The organism is Vibrio celticus (assembly GCF_024347335.1).
Lineage (GTDB): Bacteria > Pseudomonadota > Gammaproteobacteria > Enterobacterales > Vibrionaceae > Vibrio > Vibrio celticus.
In genome coordinates, this window is the sequence record NZ_AP025463.1 from 663,429 (window position 1) to 679,541 (window position 16,113).

A 16,113-nucleotide genomic window follows, 5' to 3' on the forward strand; every position below is an offset into this window, starting at 1 on the left:
GTTGGAGAGGACATATGGATATGAGAGGGATACCTTCCCCGAGTAATTTAAAGCCTCAAATATCAGCTCCTATGGTTCCGACTTCCATTGAAATGCTTGGTGTTCCTGAGGTTGTTGTTGAAAACTTGTTGCTCAAGCACTTATCCGCTTACCCTAAATCTGATGTGCTGGAACTTTCTAACTATTTGTGTGTAGTGACACATATTGTTGAAAACGGACTTGCGGTACTCAGAAATAAATCCCTTATCGAAGTATTCCAACCTACTTCTACTTTGTCTTTGGAATCGTCTTCTCATAGTCATGTCCGTTATTCCTTGTCAGAAAAAGGCTTAGAAGAGGCCGACCTTGCGTTCAAACGAGATGCTTATTTAGGTCCAGTTCCTGTTTCTCTCAAACAATATACTGAAATTGTAGAGCAACAAGATTTAAGGGCAGAGCTTGTTACTCGCCCTGATGTGGAAGCTGCATTGAGTGATGTTTACGGCGTACAAAAAATGATCTCCGTGTTAGGGCCGGCAATAAACTCGGGTAGGGCGCTGTTGTTGTATGGGCACGCTGGTACAGGTAAGACTTTTGTTGCGTCTCGTATCGTAAATGCGCTTCATACTTCAGTTTTTATCCCCTATGCCGTTTATGCGCTAGGGAATGTCATTAAGGTTTTTTCAGCGCAACATCATACCCCTTTAGATCGTAATGGCAGTGAGCAAACTGTTTCACTCCGAGATCAATACGATAAGCGATGGCTCAATTGTGAACGTCCTAATATCCAAGTGGGTGGAGAGCTCACCATGGATATGCTTGAGGTAAATCACTCCGAGCACAATCGCGTTTGGTTAGCACCTTTACAAATGATGGCTAATAACGGCATCTTTGTTATTGATGATCTGGGGCGCCAACCCATGCCGGTGGATGCTTTGCTCAACCGCTGGATCGTACCAATGGAATATTTCTTTGATCACCTGTCATTACCGAATGGGCAACAAATCACCATGCCATTCGTTTTAACGCTCGCATTTTCTACCAATTTGAATCCTGAAAAGATCAGTGACCCTGCCTTTCTACGTCGCTTGGGCTACAAAATAGAATTCAAGCCTCTGAATCAGCAAGATTATGAAGCTCTGTGGGTGAGCGTAACTGTTGATAAAGAGATAGAGCTGCAAGATGGTTTCTTTGAGCGTTTGTCTCAAATGCATACGCTGCACAAAGTACCGCTTTTCCCTTGTTTACCGAAAGACCTTGTTGGTATTAGCAAAGACATTCTTTCGTTTGAGCAACTCCCACCCGTTATCACATTCGACATTCTAGCCATGGCATGGAAAGTCTATTTTACCTCTGATGGACACGAGGAAGAGAATAATGAATAAGAGTCAAGTTTTCCTACTGTTTTTACTGTCCGTAGTATTCGGTTTAGCCGCTGTATTTTTCGCTAAACAATGGATGGACAATCAAGTTCAACCGACGATTGAAGTCGAGCAAGTTGAGCGTCATCCGGTTGTAGTGGCATCTCAAGAAATTGAAGCTGGAACCATAATTGAAGAGCAATATTTAACAACGAAGTTGATGGAAGTTGATTGGATCAATGAAAACAACTATTCGGATAAAGCGGAGCTTATCGGAAAAGTAGTCGCCAATACTATTTATTCCGGAGAGGTGCTTCACAAGTTACGTTTTACTGTGCCAGGAGAGGGGTCAACACTTGCTGCTCTCATCCCTGAAAATAAACGTGCGGTAACGATACGTGTTGATGATGTTATTGGTGTGGCCGGTTTCTTATTACCGGGGAATAAGGTTGATATTCTCAATACCGTTTCTTACGGAAAAAATTCTGCAGCGACTCAAACGGTCTTAAAAGACATTAAGGTTTTAGCCGTCGACCAAACGGCTAAAACGAAAGAAAACAGTCCGATTATCGTTCGTGCGGTAACACTTGAGATGACGCCAAAAGAGGCGGAGAAGCTTCTCACGGCTAAAAGCAAAGGTAGTATTCAGCTGACCTTGAGAAATCCACATGAAGTAGAGAAAAAAGTGGTTCGTCGATATGTGCCTAGACCAAGTGTCACCATTATCAAAGGTACAGAAACATCTAGTGTGCGCGTCAAGGATTGAGGTGAGATATGAAAATATTATTAGCGTGTGTTTTTAGCCTGATTTGTTTTTCGGCAGCCAGTGTTGCTGCACTGCAGACGGGAAAAACGGTCACGGTTCCACATCACAAATCTACGCATGTGGTGCTGTCGGGAAAAGCGGCGAAGGTTTCTCTTGGTGATCCTGAAGTCTTAGACATTGTGATTTTGAAATCTAATGAGTTGTTCTTAATTGGTAAAAAATTAGGGGCGACAAACTTGATGGCTTGGGATTCGCGAGGTCAGTTGATTGAGTCTATTAACATAGAGGTTACTCATGATCTTAATAGCTTAAAGTCAAAGCTATACGAGTTTCTTCCTGATGAGACGATTGAGGTTCATAGTGCGCAAAACCGTTTGCTGTTAAGTGGGCAAATCAGTAATCAACAAAAAATGAATGTAGCGATGCGAATTGCCGAAACTTATGCGGCAGGACAAGCAGCGGATGATGCTAAAGAAAGTGGTAGTGAGCAAGCAGCCGCAACGGGTGTGATCAACTTGATGTCTATTGGTGGCGCACAACAAGTTATGCTTGAAGTAACGGTCGCCGAGGTTCAGAGAAGCTTAGTGAGAAAGTTCGATGCTAACTTCCATTTCTTCCAAACCAGTGGTTCTAACTTTTCGTGGGGCGCTTCATCAGTCCCTGCAGGTGTATTGGGCGCAACGCCAATTTTCGATATCCCAACCTCTACCGATTACGGGATTTTAGGTTCTTTCATCGATAGTAATACCTTGTTTACTTTTGCTCTTGATGTCGCGAAGCAAAACGGTGTGGCTAAGGTATTAGCTGAGCCAAACTTAACCGCATTGAGTGGCTCAAAAGCTGAGTTCCTAGCGGGTGGTGAATTTCCTATTCCTGTTCCCGACGATGATGGAATTACCATTGAGTACAAGGAATACGGTGTTGGGTTGAAATTCATACCTACCGTACTCAGCGATAAAAAAATCAATCTTAACCTAGCGGTTGATGTGAGTGAGATAGCTAACAGCAGTTCATTGACTATCGATCCTGGTTCGACGAATGCGACTTATTTTATCCCACCAATCACACGTCGAAGTGCATCTTCTACGCTTGAGCTTGCTGATGGCCAAACTATCGGTATTGCAGGGTTGTTGAGTGAGAATGTACGAGATGTCAGTAACAAAATGCCGGGTATTGGTGATGTGCCGATTTTAGGTCAGCTTTTCAATAGTCAGGAATACATATCGGGTGAAACCGAGTTGGTCATTCTTGTCACCCCTAGACTCGCCAAACCGGTGGATAGAAGTAAAATCACGCTACCAACTGATGCCTTTGTAGATCCTAATGATCTGGAATATTACTTATTAGGTAGAAGTGCTTACATTGCTGAGCCTTCTGATTCTGAAGACAGCAGCAATACAAATTCAGACAAAGGAATCGCGCCAACTGATGGTGGCAGTGAAGGTTCATTTGGTCATGATTTATAAGGAGATAGATATGATTAGAACAATGATGGTCTTTCTCGTCATTCTATTAGCGGGTTGCGCGAATGACGCACCTTTGGGTCAGTCGGTTGCTAAGCTGCAAGCAGAACAAACGTACAACCCTAATGCGACTCAAGAGAACTTACAGGTTTTACCTGATGGTACCGGAGAGCGAATGCAAGCTGGGTACGATAAGTATGTGGGTAAAGGTGATGAAGAACTCTCCGGAAGTAGCAGCCAGGTTTTAAAGAGCTTTAATTAGTTTGGAGGTACTTTATGTTGTATCAAGTATCAAGAATGCCTAAAAAACAGGGCGGATTGGTGGTCATATTTGTGACCATTGCGCTGTTAGTTTTCCTAGCTGTATCTGCCTTAGCGGTGGATATAAATCATATGTTAGTGAATAAAACTCGCCTGCAAAATGCTGTTGACTCTGCGGCTTTAGCAGCAGCGACGATTTTAGATAACAGCAAAGATCAAACTGCGGTATCAACAGAAGTTACATCAACATTAAATGCGATGGCGGGATCTTCTGGCAATCATGAATTTGATTTTTCGACTGCTGTAGTAACCGTAGAGTACTCGAATAATCCGCAAGATTTTATTGGAGTGGCAACGTTCGGTGCTGACGATGATGTTTATGTGCGAGTCAATGTCAGTTCATTGGATATGGATGAATTCTTTATTCAGATGTTTGGTTTGGCCAAAAGTGTATCTGCAACCGCTGTTGCAGGACCAAGTTCTGGTCAACAAGTCGTAAACAACATTGTACCGATTGGAGTGTGTATTGGTGATGGAACCTCAGATAATGATGTAAATGAAGATGGCTATCACGATACTACTGGCGCGGAAATTACCAACGTATTTGGTTATGAAGTCGGTAGTGTTCAGGCGCTTAAAGTCGGAGACAAAAAGCTGTCTCAGATGGGGAATGGTAACTACCACTTGCTGGACTTTGGATCTGGTGGGAGCACAGTTAGAGAAGCTTTGGCTGGATACTATGATTACTCAGTTGCGATTGGCGATGATGTCACAACTAAGCCCGGAGGAACGGTTGGCCCTACAGGTCAAGGGCTGAACACTCGTTTTGGTGATTACGGTGGAGGATTGGCGAGTTCAGATTATCCTTCCGATTACGTAACAACAGAACCTAGTTCTAAAATTACGATAGACAGCAAAACAGGCGATATAGACTTTGATGGTTCTTATACCTATGCGCAATATGAGGCCGCTACAAACGCATGTATTGCAAATAACGGTTCTGGTTGCGTTTCCGGTGGTACTGCATGGCGACGTATCCTCCCAATTCCTATGGTCGACTGTTCAGGGAAAAGTGGTGGAGTAACCAGTTTTACTGTAGAGAAAATAGGGTGTTTCTTCTTATTGCAAAAAGCGCCAACAAACAATTCTGGCACGCCTGCTGTGTTTGGTGAATTTATACACTCTTGCAGTGTCGCTGGTGGCTCTAGTGGCTCAGAGTCATCCACTGAAGGTCCATATACGATTGTGTTGTATAAGGATCCTGATGGAGAGGGGTCGTAGTTATGAATAGTAAATTCAAAAAACAGCAAGGTTTTGCTGCGATTGAAATGATGATTGCGACACCGGTGTTACTGTTTTTCTTGGTGTTGGTTCTTGAGCTGGGAAACATTTTAATCCACTACAACATCATCTCAAAATCTGTTCAAAATGGGGCCCGTTATGCGGTTACTGAGGTTTATGGAACACAAGGTGGAACAGTAGCGCCTACTGCAGAAATTCAAAACATAGTGGTTTATGGGAAGAATACAGTCGGTACTGCAATACTCTCGAGCCTTGTCACTTCTGATGTGACAATTACCCCTCCTTCTGGCGATAGTTACGTGCGAGTGACGGTTAATTACAACTATGTTCCGCACTTTTTATCTATCCCATTTTCATCGGAAAGTTTATCGGTTCCTTTAAGCGTCTCGTCCGTGATGAGGGTTTTCTGATGAAGTTAATCAAGAAACAAAACGGTTTAGCCATCATTGAGTTTACGATTGTTTCTTGGTTGATATTCTTGCTGATTTTTTTGATTGTCGCCTTGGGGGCTTATGTCTTTTCACTGCAAATAGTGAACGAAGCGACAAGAAAAGCAGCAAGGTTAGCCACCGTTTGTTACGTGTTGGATCGCGATAATATTGCAGGGGTTGTTGTAGAAGATATACCCATATTAGGCTTTAGTGATAGTAATTTGGAGGTTGCGTATTTGGATGCTGCAGGCGCTGAGATTACTTCTGATCTGGAAGCAAATCTGAGTGCGATTAAGTTTGTACGAGCAAGAGCGACAGGTTATGGCATTCAACTGATCAGTAACCTAAGCTTTTTAGGAACGAATGGTTTTTTGGCTGCACCTGCATTTGAGACGATTTTACCGTCTGAGAACTTAGGTGTGATAAGAGCGAATTCAAATACTAGGACAAGATGTCCGAAACAAATACAGGGTGAGTAGCATGGGCGAAGCAATTGATATTTTACCTAATGAAGACGATGCGATTCGCCTTAAAACTAACTTGAATGTATGGCTGATTTATAACAATGAGAATTTTCATGCTCATATGAGGCAGCAGTTGAAACGTTGTCGAAACGTGCATATTGAGTCTTTTTCTTTGTTAGGTATGACTGAAGAGTATGTGAAAAATATTGATGCCCCTGATCTAATCTTTGTTGAAGCAAGCGGTGGCTGGGCTCAGAAAATGGTGGATTTGCAAAGCTACAATCTGCAGTTAGAAGAGCATGATTTATCTTTGGTTGTGTTTGGTGATGAAAGTGACAATGGTTCACTAAAAATAGCGCTAAGACTCGGTGCTTCGGATTTTTTGTCTCACGATATATCTATCTCTGGTCTTCTCCCCTTACTAAAGAAAACAGCGGCAGAGAAAATTGAAAACTCGAGCTACGGAGAAGTGTTCTTATTTATCAACACTAAAGGTGGTATGGGGGCGACAACCTTAGCGCTCAATACAGCCGTAGAAATAGCAAGTTACCACCCGAATGAGGTGCTGTTGCTCGATATTGACCTCCAGTTTGGTGTTATTCCTGAGTATTTGAATATCACGCCGACCTACAGTATTTCTGATGCCATCGATAGCTCAAATGATTTGGATGAGATGTCTTTGAGTAGCTTGGTGAATAAGCACACATCAGGGTTACACGTTTTAAGTTTCAAGCATGAAAATAACGCAGATGATTATGAACATGCTCAGAAAATCGGGAAGTTACTGCCCGTATTACGTCGCTTCTATCGCTATATTATTATCGATTTTTCTCGAGGGTTGGATCATATCTTCGCATCGGCTATCTCTCCTGCGACTAAGGTGTTACTTGTTGCTCAACAAACCTTGGTTTCGGTTAAAAATAGTAATCGATTAATTCGAACGCTCAAGTTTGAGTACGGATTGCAGCAGGACTCAATTGAGATCATTGTGAATCGTTATGAAAAGCGACAAACCATCAAGCTAACAGACATAGAACAAACCGTTGGAAAGCATGACATCCATTTAATGCCTAATGATTTTAAGGTGGCTCTTGAGAGCGCCAATTTAGGTTTGCCGTTGGTTGAATCGAAGAAAAAGAGCTCGATTACACGGTCGATTATTGATTTGTCCCATATCCTTTCTCCTCCAGAACAAGAAGAGAAAGGTTGGCTTAAAAAAATATTTTCATAACACGTTTGTTACAGCATATATGAGGGATCGTTATGTTCTTTAAACGAAAAAATATTAATCCGGAGTTTGAAAAGAAAGTAGAACAGTTTTCCCAAGAGGAAGACGGCGTTGTATCGCCCCTTATTCAGAAAGTAGCTAACGTATCTCATGAAGCTAAGAGTTTAGAGGCGAGTGAAGAGCAAGAGAAGTCGGTGAATGAGGCGAAAAAAGTCTTAGAGCAAGAATTGTCGATTAAACACTACTTTCATAAACAGCTACTTGAAACATTAGATTTAGGTCTACTTTCTAGTTTGGATAAAGAGCGTGCCAAAGTAGACCTTCATGAAGCGATCGTTCAGTTAATGGCGGATGACCAAAGCCACGCATTAAGTGCTGAAGGTCGTAAACGAGTTATCAAGCAAATTGAAGACGAAGTCTTTGGTCTTGGCCCGCTCGAACCATTGTTAGCCGATAAAACGGTCTCAGATATTTTGGTCAATGGACCTAAAAGTGTTTATGTCGAACGCCGAGGTAAATTAGAAAAAACACCGTATACGTTTTTAGATGATCGCCACTTAAGAAACATTATTGATCGTATTGTCAGTCAGGTTGGACGCCGGATTGATGAAGCGTCTCCGATGGTGGATGCTCGATTAGTTGATGGTTCACGAGTGAATGCCATTATTCCCCCTTTGGCCTTAGATGGTCCTTCCGTTTCTATTCGACGTTTTTCTGTAGACAGCCTAACCATGGATAATTTGCTGGAATATAAGTCAGCCTCCCCACAAATGGCAAAGTTCATTGAAGCCGCTGTAAAAGGTGAACTTAATATCCTTATTTCTGGTGGTACTGGTTCAGGGAAAACGACGACGCTGAATATTTTTTCTGGGTTTATTCCTAGAGATAAACGGATTATTACCATAGAAGACTCCGCAGAGTTACAGCTGCAGCAACCACACGTGATTCGTTTAGAAACACGCCCAGCGAACCTTGAGGGTAAAGGTGAGATCAGTCAGCGAGAGCTGGTAAAAAACACCTTGCGTATGCGACCTGACCGTATTGTTGTCGGGGAGGTGCGTGGTAGCGAAGCTGTTGATATGTTAGCGGCGATGAACACGGGTCATGATGGTTCACTTGCTACAATTCACGCGAATACACCTCGTGATGCACTAAGCCGTGTTGAGAATATGTTCTCGATGGCGGGTTGGAATATTTCGACGAAAAACCTCAGAGCACAGATTGCTTCTGCTATTCATTTGGTGGTTCAAATGGAGAGACAAGAAGACGGTAAGCGTCGGATGGTGAGTATCCAAGAGATCAACGGGATGGAAGGAGAGGTTATCACTATGTCTGAGATATTCCACTTTCAGCGTCAAGGTATAGACGAGAATGGCAATATCTTAGGTTATTACACTGCAACCGGTGTGGTTCCTCAGTCTCACGACCAGTTGGTTAAGCGTGGTCTTGACTTGCCGTTTGAGCTCTTTACCGAATCACATAGTTGAGGAGCCGATTATGGATAACGTAACTGTATCGTTGGCCCTATTGTTTGTCGCAGTGTTGTTTATTTCGCAAGCCTTGTTATTGCCAGCTGCCGGAAAAAAAGCCAAGCACAAAGAGTTATCTCGTCGCTTAAAAGAGACGCAAAGAAATATTGATGAAGAGAGCTTGTCTCTCTTAAAAGAACATTACAACAAAGAGTTATCGCCACTCGATCGAAAGTTGATCGTTATTCCTTTCTTTGCCGATCTAAAACGTATGCTTGAGTTAGCTGGTCTCAAACTCACATTAAGCCGCTTCTTATTAATCGTATTTTTGTGCGGAACCTTGTTGGCTTTGATTGCTTTGGTATTCAATCAAGTGTGGTTCATTTGCGTTGCCGCTTTCGTCTTTGTTTGGGTTGTTGCTTATCTATTTGTACAAAACAGAGTGACTTACAGAATGGCACGGTTTGAAGAACAGTTGCCAGAGGCCTTAGATATTATTCGTCGAGCTCTACAGGCGGGCCAGCCATTGGTTCAGTCTTTTAATGAGGTGGGCGAAGAGATGCCAGAGCCTATCGGGGTTGAGTTTAAGAATACCTATAACTTACTGAACTATGGTTACGATTTAAGGCTCGCTATTTTACAAATGACAGAAAGAGTACCGACGGTATCGATGCTGGCTTTCTCAAGTGCGGTCATGTTGCAGAAAGAAACGGGGGGTAATCTCTCTGAGAATCTGCAAAAAGTATCTGAAGTATTAAGAGCTCGCTTTAAGCTAGAAAGAAAAATCAAAACCCTATCCGCTGAGAGTCGACTTTCTGCTTGGATACTGACGCTTTCTCCTTTCGCCCTGTTTTTCGGTCTTAAATTCGTAAACCCTGAATATATTGAGCCTTTGTACAGTGACCCTAGAGGGATTTCTATGGTCAGTGTCGGCGTGATTTTGTTGGCGATTGGGGCGTTGTGGATAAGAAAAATAATAAATATCGAGATATAGATTATGGAATTCTTTGATTTAGAAGTATGGAAACAAACACTATCTGAGTTCGGTATCAGTAGCCAAACCCTACTTTACGGGATGATTCTTCTGACTACGATGCTGCTTACTCTTACTTTAGGTTTTCTTTTTGTTGGCACTCGCTCTCCGTTGGACAAAAAGTTAAAACAAATTTCTGGAGGGAATCACACTGGCACTCGCAAACCTTATGACTTTACCAATACTTTGGAGTCGCTGACGCCATTCATTGGACGAGGGAATAAAAAAGATAACGAAACGTATTCAGAAAAATTAATGCATGCTGGATACCATGAAAAGAGCGCACTTTCAGTGTTTTATGCCTTCAAGGTACTATCAGCATTAATTGGTTTTGTCTGTGCATTTATGGTGTTTTACTTGGCTATAGGTGGCAGCTACAACAATTTATTGATTGTGACGTGTGTTTTTGTCGGGACGTTCTTCCCCAATTTTGTATTGAGTAAAATGCAAAAAGAGAGACAGAGAAAAATCAGGAATGGGGTTCCTGATGCTTTAGACCTTTTAGTGGTTTGTACGGAATCAGGCCTAGGTTTTAATGCTGCGCTAGGGCGTGTCGCTAACGAGTTATACATTTCCCAACCCGAATTGGCTGATGAACTTGATACGGTGTTTGCCAAAATACAAGCAGGTGTCACGATGCCAGATGCTTTGAGTCAACTTGTAGAAAGAACGGGGTTACATGAATTGGATGGCCTTGTTTCTTTGCTCTCACATGCTTCAAGAATGGGGGGGAGTTTAGCTCAGACCTTACGTGACTATACCGAAGATTTTCGAGATAAACGCCAACAAGCAGCGGAAGAAATCGCAGCAAAAATACCCACCAAGATGTTGTTCCCAATGTTGTTATTTATTTGGCCATGTTTTTTTATTGTTGCCCTTGGACCAGGGATGATGATTGTTATGGACGCATTAAGTGCGCCAGGAGTAGGTTTATGATGCGAATGAACAGAATGGTTTTACTTTTACTACCGCTATTGATTCTCGGGTGCGCCTCTTCTGATGAGCCAACTAATCAGTTTGATGCCGAATTGTATTCGGGTAAGCCAATTGACACCCTAACCAGTGACGATCCACCGGTCAGTGAAAAAGAAGCAATCATGCGTGGTGATGTCGCTCTTAGAGATAACAACATCGATTTAGCTCTCTATGAGTACATCCGATCTCTGTCTTTTCCTGAACAAGAGTTTCACGATAAAACGCTATTTACGATCGGTCGAATTCACTCATCGAGAGGTAATTACGCACTCGCTGAAAAAGCGTATTTGGCGGCATTAGATTTTAACCCTGCGCATACTGAAGTATTAGAGCAGTTAGGTGTTTTATATACTAAGCAGCGCCGTACAGACGAAGGTCGAAGCTACTTCTTTAAAGCGATCAATGCAGACCAAGTTCGCTTAAAAAGTAGTAGCACGATTAAAAACTACCAAGCGTTAAGTCAAAGTGAAGTGGCAGGTTTGAAGGTTGATAGTATGTCTCCTGCTTTGGCTTACATGGGAATCGGAGTCTTGGAAGATGTAGATGGTAAACATCAGATAGCCCAAGAATATTTTAAAAAGTCGCTCACTATCGATAAGACTTCAGTGAAGGCTTTACTGAACATGGGTTACTCCCATTACATGTACGGCAACTACAAAGAAGCGTACCAATACACGCGTTCTGCTTTAGAGATCGAACCTAACAATGAGAAGGCTCAAAACAACCTTGCACTTATTTATTTGGCATCAGGTGATGTGAAAAAAGCCATAAATGTGTTTATGCGTCATATGGATGCGCCGGAAGCTCTGAATAATGTCGGTTACTTTTTAATTATTCAAGGCCGACCTGATGAAGCGATTCCTTACTTGCAACAAGCCATCGACAAAAAACCTTCGTATTACAAAATCGCCAATGAAAACCTAAATCGAGCCTTAGCCGAGGTGAGAGAAATGAAGGAGAGCACACCAATATAGTGTTGTTCTATGAAAAGTTACTCTCCTTATGGTAAATAGTACAAATGAATTAGCCCCTGATGAATTTCCTTATCAGGGGCTAATATTTGTCACTCAGTTTTGTATCAAAGTTGGGTATCTAAGTACTTAATTATAAATAGTTAAGCATCGCACCAGCTGCGATAAAGGTACCAACTAAACCTACAATCGGCATCTTCACGGTTTTCAATAGCCAAACACCAACAATGATCAGAGCGAAGTCTAAGCCGCTACTCACTGCACTTGTGAAGATGGGTTGGTATAGAGCCGCAAGTAATAAGCCGACTACAGCCGCATTCACACCTGTAAGCGCCCCAGCTACTAGAGGCTTACTCGCAATTGCCTGCCAGTTCTTCAGTACACCCAATAGCAATAAGAAGCCCGGTAAGAACACCGCAATCGTTGCGAGCAGTGCCCCAGTGATCGGTGCTGATGGTATTAATACATAACCGAGGTAAGTGGCTAACGTAAACATCGGGCCCGGTACGGCTTGCGCTGCGGCATAGCCGGTTAGGAAGGCATCTTGAGACAGTTGGTCACCAATGCCATTTTGTAGCAGCGGAAGTACCACGTGGCCGCCACCAAATACTAGGCTGCCTGCTTGATAGAACAAGCCAAATACTTCAATGCCTTGAGAGTAAGCACTGAATAGAGGCAGACCAACCAGTAAAGCAACGAAAATCACGAGTGGTGTTAACGATATCTTGTGCGTCGAAGGTGCTGTTTTTAATTCGTGTGAGGTTAAGAACTTACTGCCAACCATAGCAGCAAACAATAGAACTAATACCTGAGGCCAGATCCCAGGAATTAAAAGTAGAACAATCGCGGTTATCACACACAGTGCTGTTGCTATCTTTGATTGGCAAAAGTTTTTGTACATGCCGAAAGTGGCGTCAGCTACAACCACGACCGCGAGTAGCTTAAGTCCGTGGATGATTGAAATGAAAAGCGGTGCTTCCAACAACTGGTTGCTCACTAAGGCCAATATCAACATTAGGATGACAGAAGGGGAGGTGAAGCCGACAAATGCGGCAATCGCACCGGTTAAGCCACCTTTTTTGTAACCAACCGCGAAGCCAACCTGACTTGAGCCTGGACCCGGCAGAAATTGACTGAGGGCGACAATTTGCCCGTACTCTTCGTCGGATAACCAATTCAGTTTCTCAACAAAGGTTTTACGGAAGTAGCCAATGTGTGCCGCTGGTCCACCGAAGCTAATCCAGCCAAGCCAGAAAAAGGTTTTAAAAATTGAAAGCATGATCGATTCCAGATAAATGTTTAGCGTAATTTAGGTGGAGTTAAACTATGATTCAAATTAATTGTTTTAATTATAATTATGAATGATATGGGATTGATTTGTGGCTGATTTTAACTGGAAAGGAATTGACCTTAACTTATTGATTGCACTGCAAGCTCTATATAAAACCAACAGTGTGAGTAAGGCGGCAGAACGTTGTTATGTCAGCCAATCAGCGATGAGTCATAGCTTACAAAGACTGAGAAAGCTGTTTGATGACCCTTTGTTTGAGCGTGTCGGTAGTAAGATGGAAGCGACCGACCGAGCGATTGAATTATCAAGCACTGTCGATGCGTTGCTTAATACTATTCAATCTGAAGTTCTGTTGTCCAAAAGGTTCGAAGTTGATAGTTATAAAGGCAGCTGGAAGATCGGACTTACCGATTACGCGGAACAGATGTTTGGCCCAATGATCTTCGATTTTATTAAACAAGCTTCGCCAAACTCTCAAGTTGCATTTCTTAACGTTAATCGAACCAATTACCAGCAGGTATTTGAAGAGGCTAAGCTAGACATTGCGATAGGCAGCTTTGGTGAAGTGCCTAAGCTATATGGCATTGAACATCTCTATACCGAGCAGCACGTTTGCTTACTTGATAGCTCAGTGCTTGGTGTTGAGCTTCCGATGTCGCTAGAGACATTTGTTTCTGTCGATCATGCATTAGTTTCCCCCAATGGTTCTCTAAAAACGGGCGTAGACATGAAATTAGCGGAACTCGGTTATGCGAGAAAAGTTGCGATTGCATCGAGTAATTTTTTGACGGTAAAACGGCTGATAAGTGGAAGAAAGTTGCTGTGTATTGTGCCTAAGTTGGTCGCTCGAACTGACTCTAATATGGAGAATTCGCTGATCGCTGTTGCCCCGCCGATAGAGGTTCCTGATTTCGACATTCAACTTGTTTATCGCAAAGGAAAGCAACTCGATGATAAAAACACCCATCTGAGAAAAACCATTAGTCAGGCGGTTGAAGAGGTAACAGGTCGAGGAGAGTAGCTCGTTATCCGATGTGATAAGGGGCGGTACATATCTAGGGCGTGTTGATCTTTGCTGTACATTTCGCGTTCAACAATACATCGGTAGCCACATTAACATGAATGCCAGCGATAACATGCTGGCATAATTCCTTTCTAGCTTATCATATCTACTTGAAATAGCTCGATAATGCTTAATTCTCCCAAAGGCATTTTCGACCAAGTGACGATACTTGTATAAACACCAATCCATACTGTCTTTGTCTATATCTTGTCCGTAATTGCGTTTAGCAATTACCGTTTCTCCGCCACGTTCCTTAACAAAAATACGGAAAGGTTCGCTGTCATATCCTTTATCACAAACGATGGTATTAACTTCATCGAGTTGCTCAACTAAGCTTTCGGCATGCACTATATCGTGGCGTTGTCCCTCTGATAAATCAAAGCAAATCGGCAGGCCACCACTATCTACGGCTAAGTGAATTTTGGTTGAGTTGCCCCCGCGACTTTTTCCTATTTGCTCTGAACTTTCAGTAGCTGCACCTGTACTATGCTGATGTGCTCTAACTATAGAGCCATCAAGAAATACCCATTCAAAATCAGCCATGTTAGATAAGCTTTTGAAAAGATTATCTAAAATCCCTTTCTTTGACCAAAGATTAAATCGTCTGTAAACGGTACTCCACTCTCCGAACTCAGAGGGTAGATCTCGCCAAGGAATACCTGTTCTCATTCGATAAAGTATTCCTTCAAATGTCATTCGATGTTCAGTTTTATCGTAAATACGACCTGTACTTTTCATAACTTGGAGTAGCAGTTCCCAGCGAATATCAGTTAGCATTGTTCTTGGCATGGTATTGGTTATGGTTTTACTTTTGGCGAAGCAAATTATAACTCTTTACCATGCTGTTCAAAAAACACTCACGAAAGATCAACACGCCCTAGTTTATGGGACTTTGATTAGTGGTTTTCGTCTTCGCAACCAGTACCCAATAACATGCCAAAGAGCGACGACTAATATCGCCCCTAAGTATCCGTCGATTGCATAGTGCCAAGCCAAGTGAACGGAGCCGATCTGGACAATTAAAGCATAGCCCCACGCTAAATATCCCAGTTTTTTGTTCAACCTAAATGCTGTCATTGCCATTAATACGGCGATAGTGACATGCAAACTAGGCATAGCAGATATCCCCGTTCCTCGGCCTCTTACGCCTGTAACATAGCTATCCCAAAGCATATCCTGCGCGGATAGCATCCAAAGTGGGAATAGATTCGCTTGCTTTAACTGGAGGTCCTGCGCTTGTAGACGTTCCATTAACCTAAGATAGAGATCTTGTTCATAGAAGTGGTGAAAGTAGGCGGGGCCCGCAGACGACAACAGCGTCGCTATGACGTTACCTAGGAGAAACCAAGATATCAAGAAGGTGAGGATAAACTGATTACGAAGTTGGTCATCTTTTCGATAGATGATGAAAAAAAGTAACATCCCCCACATCAGAAAAAACCATAAGTTGTATAAGAAGTTCATCACCAAAGTTGAAGCTGCATTTGGCAGGAAGAAGTGTGTGATTTCCCATGGAGATACGCCAAAGTGTAACCACTTATCTAAGTGGTAAAAAGCGAGGTCTAAAGTGTAAGGGTTGAAGTGGGGGATGAGTGACTTGATAAACGTGTAACTCGAAAATGAGATGTTCAAAGCGAGCATTAACAAGGTAAAGTAAATGGGTTTCGAGATAGGAAATAGCAATGATTTCACTTTTTTGATGAACCGTATGGTTGGTTTCTTTTCTCTCTTAAACAGTAAATAACAATAGTAATACGTTGCCCAGATAATAAAAGTGACATAGCAAATAGTCATTAAGACATCGATATAACTATAGATGTCATACTTCATATTATTTGGGACAAATAGGTTGATGGTTAAGGTGAGCGGAGCAATGAATGCCACGTACCATAAAATCAGTTTGTTTCTTCTGAATTCATGAAGTAAAGACGACAATAAGTTTGATTGTTCTTTTTGAGGAGCGGGTTTGGCGGTGGTCGTCTCTGAATCCATATAGCCCTTCATCAAGATTTCCTATCATGATTAAAGGTTAGTTCATTTGAGCTGGTTTTCTACT

16 protein-coding genes are annotated in these 16,113 nt (G+C 42.4%); 13 read left to right on the plus strand and 3 right to left on the minus strand.

The genetic code is table 11. From position 1 onward, the window contains the following. The first annotated feature begins 14 nt into the window (after positions 1-14). The 12 genes from OCV19_RS03210 to OCV19_RS03265 are packed head-to-tail and all read left to right on the plus strand — an operon-like array spanning position 15 to position 11,706. Positions 15-1,364 carry a P-loop NTPase family protein gene (locus tag OCV19_RS03210; RefSeq protein ID WP_065110853.1) on the plus strand — a complete coding sequence of 450 codons (1,350 nt, stop codon included), beginning with the start codon at positions 15-17 and terminating at the stop codon, positions 1,362-1,364. Next, positions 1,357-2,106 carry a Flp pilus assembly protein CpaB gene (gene cpaB, locus OCV19_RS03215; RefSeq protein ID WP_017110456.1) on the plus strand — a complete coding sequence of 250 codons (750 nt, stop codon included), beginning with the start codon at positions 1,357-1,359 and terminating at the stop codon, positions 2,104-2,106. The genes OCV19_RS03210 and cpaB overlap by 8 nt, the downstream gene beginning before the upstream one ends. Positions 2,107-2,114: 8 nt before the next feature. Then, on the plus strand, positions 2,115-3,572 hold the full coding sequence (locus tag OCV19_RS03220; protein ID WP_017076278.1) for a type II and III secretion system protein family protein: 1,458 nt from the start codon (positions 2,115-2,117) through the stop codon (positions 3,570-3,572). Next, a complete protein-coding gene (locus tag OCV19_RS03225; RefSeq protein WP_029225220.1) occupies positions 3,562-3,831 on the plus strand; it encodes a hypothetical protein in 270 nt (89 codons plus the stop codon). Before OCV19_RS03220 ends, OCV19_RS03225 begins: the two co-directional genes overlap by 11 nt. A 14-nt stretch (positions 3,832-3,845) precedes the next feature. Further along, a complete protein-coding gene (locus OCV19_RS03230) occupies positions 3,846-5,111 on the plus strand; it encodes a Tad domain-containing protein (RefSeq protein ID WP_065676106.1) in 1,266 nt (421 codons plus the stop codon). 2 nt (positions 5,112-5,113) lie between these two features. Beyond that, the gene (locus OCV19_RS03235; RefSeq protein WP_065110856.1) at positions 5,114-5,542 is read left to right on the plus strand and encodes a TadE/TadG family type IV pilus assembly protein; all 429 of its coding nucleotides are present in this window, start codon (positions 5,114-5,116) and stop codon (positions 5,540-5,542) included. Then, positions 5,542-6,042 (plus strand): TadE family protein, encoded by a 501-nt coding sequence (locus OCV19_RS03240; protein WP_017076274.1) that lies wholly within the window; start codon positions 5,542-5,544, stop codon positions 6,040-6,042. The genes OCV19_RS03235 and OCV19_RS03240 overlap by 1 nt, the downstream gene beginning before the upstream one ends. 1 nt (position 6,043) lies before the next feature. After that, positions 6,044-7,258, plus strand: a complete 1,215-nt coding sequence (locus tag OCV19_RS03245; protein WP_017076273.1) for an AAA family ATPase — start codon at positions 6,044-6,046, stop codon at positions 7,256-7,258. Positions 7,259-7,290: 32 nt separating this feature from the next. Further along, positions 7,291-8,742 (plus strand): CpaF family protein, encoded by a 1,452-nt coding sequence (locus OCV19_RS03250; protein WP_065676105.1) that lies wholly within the window; start codon positions 7,291-7,293, stop codon positions 8,740-8,742. A 10-nt stretch (positions 8,743-8,752) separates the two neighbouring features. Next, positions 8,753-9,718, plus strand: a complete 966-nt coding sequence (locus tag OCV19_RS03255; protein ID WP_065676104.1) for a type II secretion system F family protein — start codon at positions 8,753-8,755, stop codon at positions 9,716-9,718. Between the two features lie 3 nt (positions 9,719-9,721). Continuing rightward, positions 9,722-10,693, plus strand: coding sequence for a type II secretion system F family protein (locus OCV19_RS03260; RefSeq protein ID WP_065676103.1), 972 nt, complete (start codon positions 9,722-9,724; stop codon positions 10,691-10,693). Then, on the plus strand, positions 10,690-11,706 hold the full coding sequence (locus tag OCV19_RS03265) for a tetratricopeptide repeat protein (protein WP_065676102.1): 1,017 nt from the start codon (positions 10,690-10,692) through the stop codon (positions 11,704-11,706). Before OCV19_RS03260 ends, OCV19_RS03265 begins: the two co-directional genes overlap by 4 nt. A 130-nt stretch (positions 11,707-11,836) precedes the next feature. Here the strand turns inward: OCV19_RS03265 and chrA are convergent, their stop codons facing one another. Beyond that, positions 11,837-12,982 (minus strand): chromate efflux transporter, encoded by a 1,146-nt coding sequence (gene chrA, locus OCV19_RS03270; RefSeq protein ID WP_065676101.1) that lies wholly within the window; start codon positions 12,980-12,982, stop codon positions 11,837-11,839. A 100-nt stretch (positions 12,983-13,082) separates the two neighbouring features. Here chrA and OCV19_RS03275 point away from each other — a divergent pair, with 100 nt between their 5' ends. After that, positions 13,083-14,015 carry a LysR family transcriptional regulator gene (locus tag OCV19_RS03275; RefSeq protein WP_065676100.1) on the plus strand — a complete coding sequence of 311 codons (933 nt, stop codon included), beginning with the start codon at positions 13,083-13,085 and terminating at the stop codon, positions 14,013-14,015. Between the two features lie 69 nt (positions 14,016-14,084). On the opposite strand, the gene OCV19_RS03280 is transcribed toward OCV19_RS03275, so the two are convergent. Next, positions 14,085-14,846, minus strand: a complete 762-nt coding sequence (locus tag OCV19_RS03280) for an IS5 family transposase (RefSeq protein ID WP_086738309.1) — start codon at positions 14,844-14,846, stop codon at positions 14,085-14,087. Positions 14,847-14,939: 93 nt separating this feature from the next. Next, on the minus strand, positions 14,940-16,061 hold the full coding sequence (locus OCV19_RS03285) for a phosphatase PAP2 family protein (RefSeq protein WP_240508221.1): 1,122 nt from the start codon (positions 16,059-16,061) through the stop codon (positions 14,940-14,942). Positions 16,062-16,113 lie beyond the last annotated feature (52 nt).

Excerpts from the sequence above, each read along its gene's own strand:
- cpaB (WP_017110456.1), top strand. The coding sequence starts at position 1,357 with ATGAATAAGAGTCAAGTTTTCCTACTGTTTTTACTGTCCGTAGTATTC.
- OCV19_RS03225 (WP_029225220.1), top strand. The coding sequence starts at position 3,562 with ATGATTTATAAGGAGATAGATATGATTAGAACAATGATGGTCTTTCTC.
- OCV19_RS03250 (WP_065676105.1), top strand. The coding sequence starts at position 7,291 with ATGTTCTTTAAACGAAAAAATATTAATCCGGAGTTTGAAAAGAAAGTA.
- OCV19_RS03230 (WP_065676106.1), top strand. The coding sequence starts at position 3,846 with ATGTTGTATCAAGTATCAAGAATGCCTAAAAAACAGGGCGGATTGGTG.
- chrA (WP_065676101.1), bottom strand. The coding sequence starts at position 12,982 with ATGCTTTCAATTTTTAAAACCTTTTTCTGGCTTGGCTGGATTAGCTTC.
- OCV19_RS03210 (WP_065110853.1), top strand. The coding sequence starts at position 15 with ATGGATATGAGAGGGATACCTTCCCCGAGTAATTTAAAGCCTCAAATA.
- OCV19_RS03260 (WP_065676103.1), top strand. The coding sequence starts at position 9,722 with ATGGAATTCTTTGATTTAGAAGTATGGAAACAAACACTATCTGAGTTC.
- OCV19_RS03285 (WP_240508221.1), bottom strand. The coding sequence starts at position 16,061 with ATGAAGGGCTATATGGATTCAGAGACGACCACCGCCAAACCCGCTCCT.
- OCV19_RS03240 (WP_017076274.1), top strand. The coding sequence starts at position 5,542 with ATGAAGTTAATCAAGAAACAAAACGGTTTAGCCATCATTGAGTTTACG.
- OCV19_RS03235 (WP_065110856.1), top strand. The coding sequence starts at position 5,114 with ATGAATAGTAAATTCAAAAAACAGCAAGGTTTTGCTGCGATTGAAATG.
- OCV19_RS03280 (WP_086738309.1), bottom strand. The coding sequence starts at position 14,846 with ATGCCAAGAACAATGCTAACTGATATTCGCTGGGAACTGCTACTCCAA.
- OCV19_RS03265 (WP_065676102.1), top strand. The coding sequence starts at position 10,690 with ATGATGCGAATGAACAGAATGGTTTTACTTTTACTACCGCTATTGATT.
- OCV19_RS03220 (WP_017076278.1), top strand. The coding sequence starts at position 2,115 with ATGAAAATATTATTAGCGTGTGTTTTTAGCCTGATTTGTTTTTCGGCA.
- OCV19_RS03245 (WP_017076273.1), top strand. The coding sequence starts at position 6,044 with ATGGGCGAAGCAATTGATATTTTACCTAATGAAGACGATGCGATTCGC.
- OCV19_RS03255 (WP_065676104.1), top strand. The coding sequence starts at position 8,753 with ATGGATAACGTAACTGTATCGTTGGCCCTATTGTTTGTCGCAGTGTTG.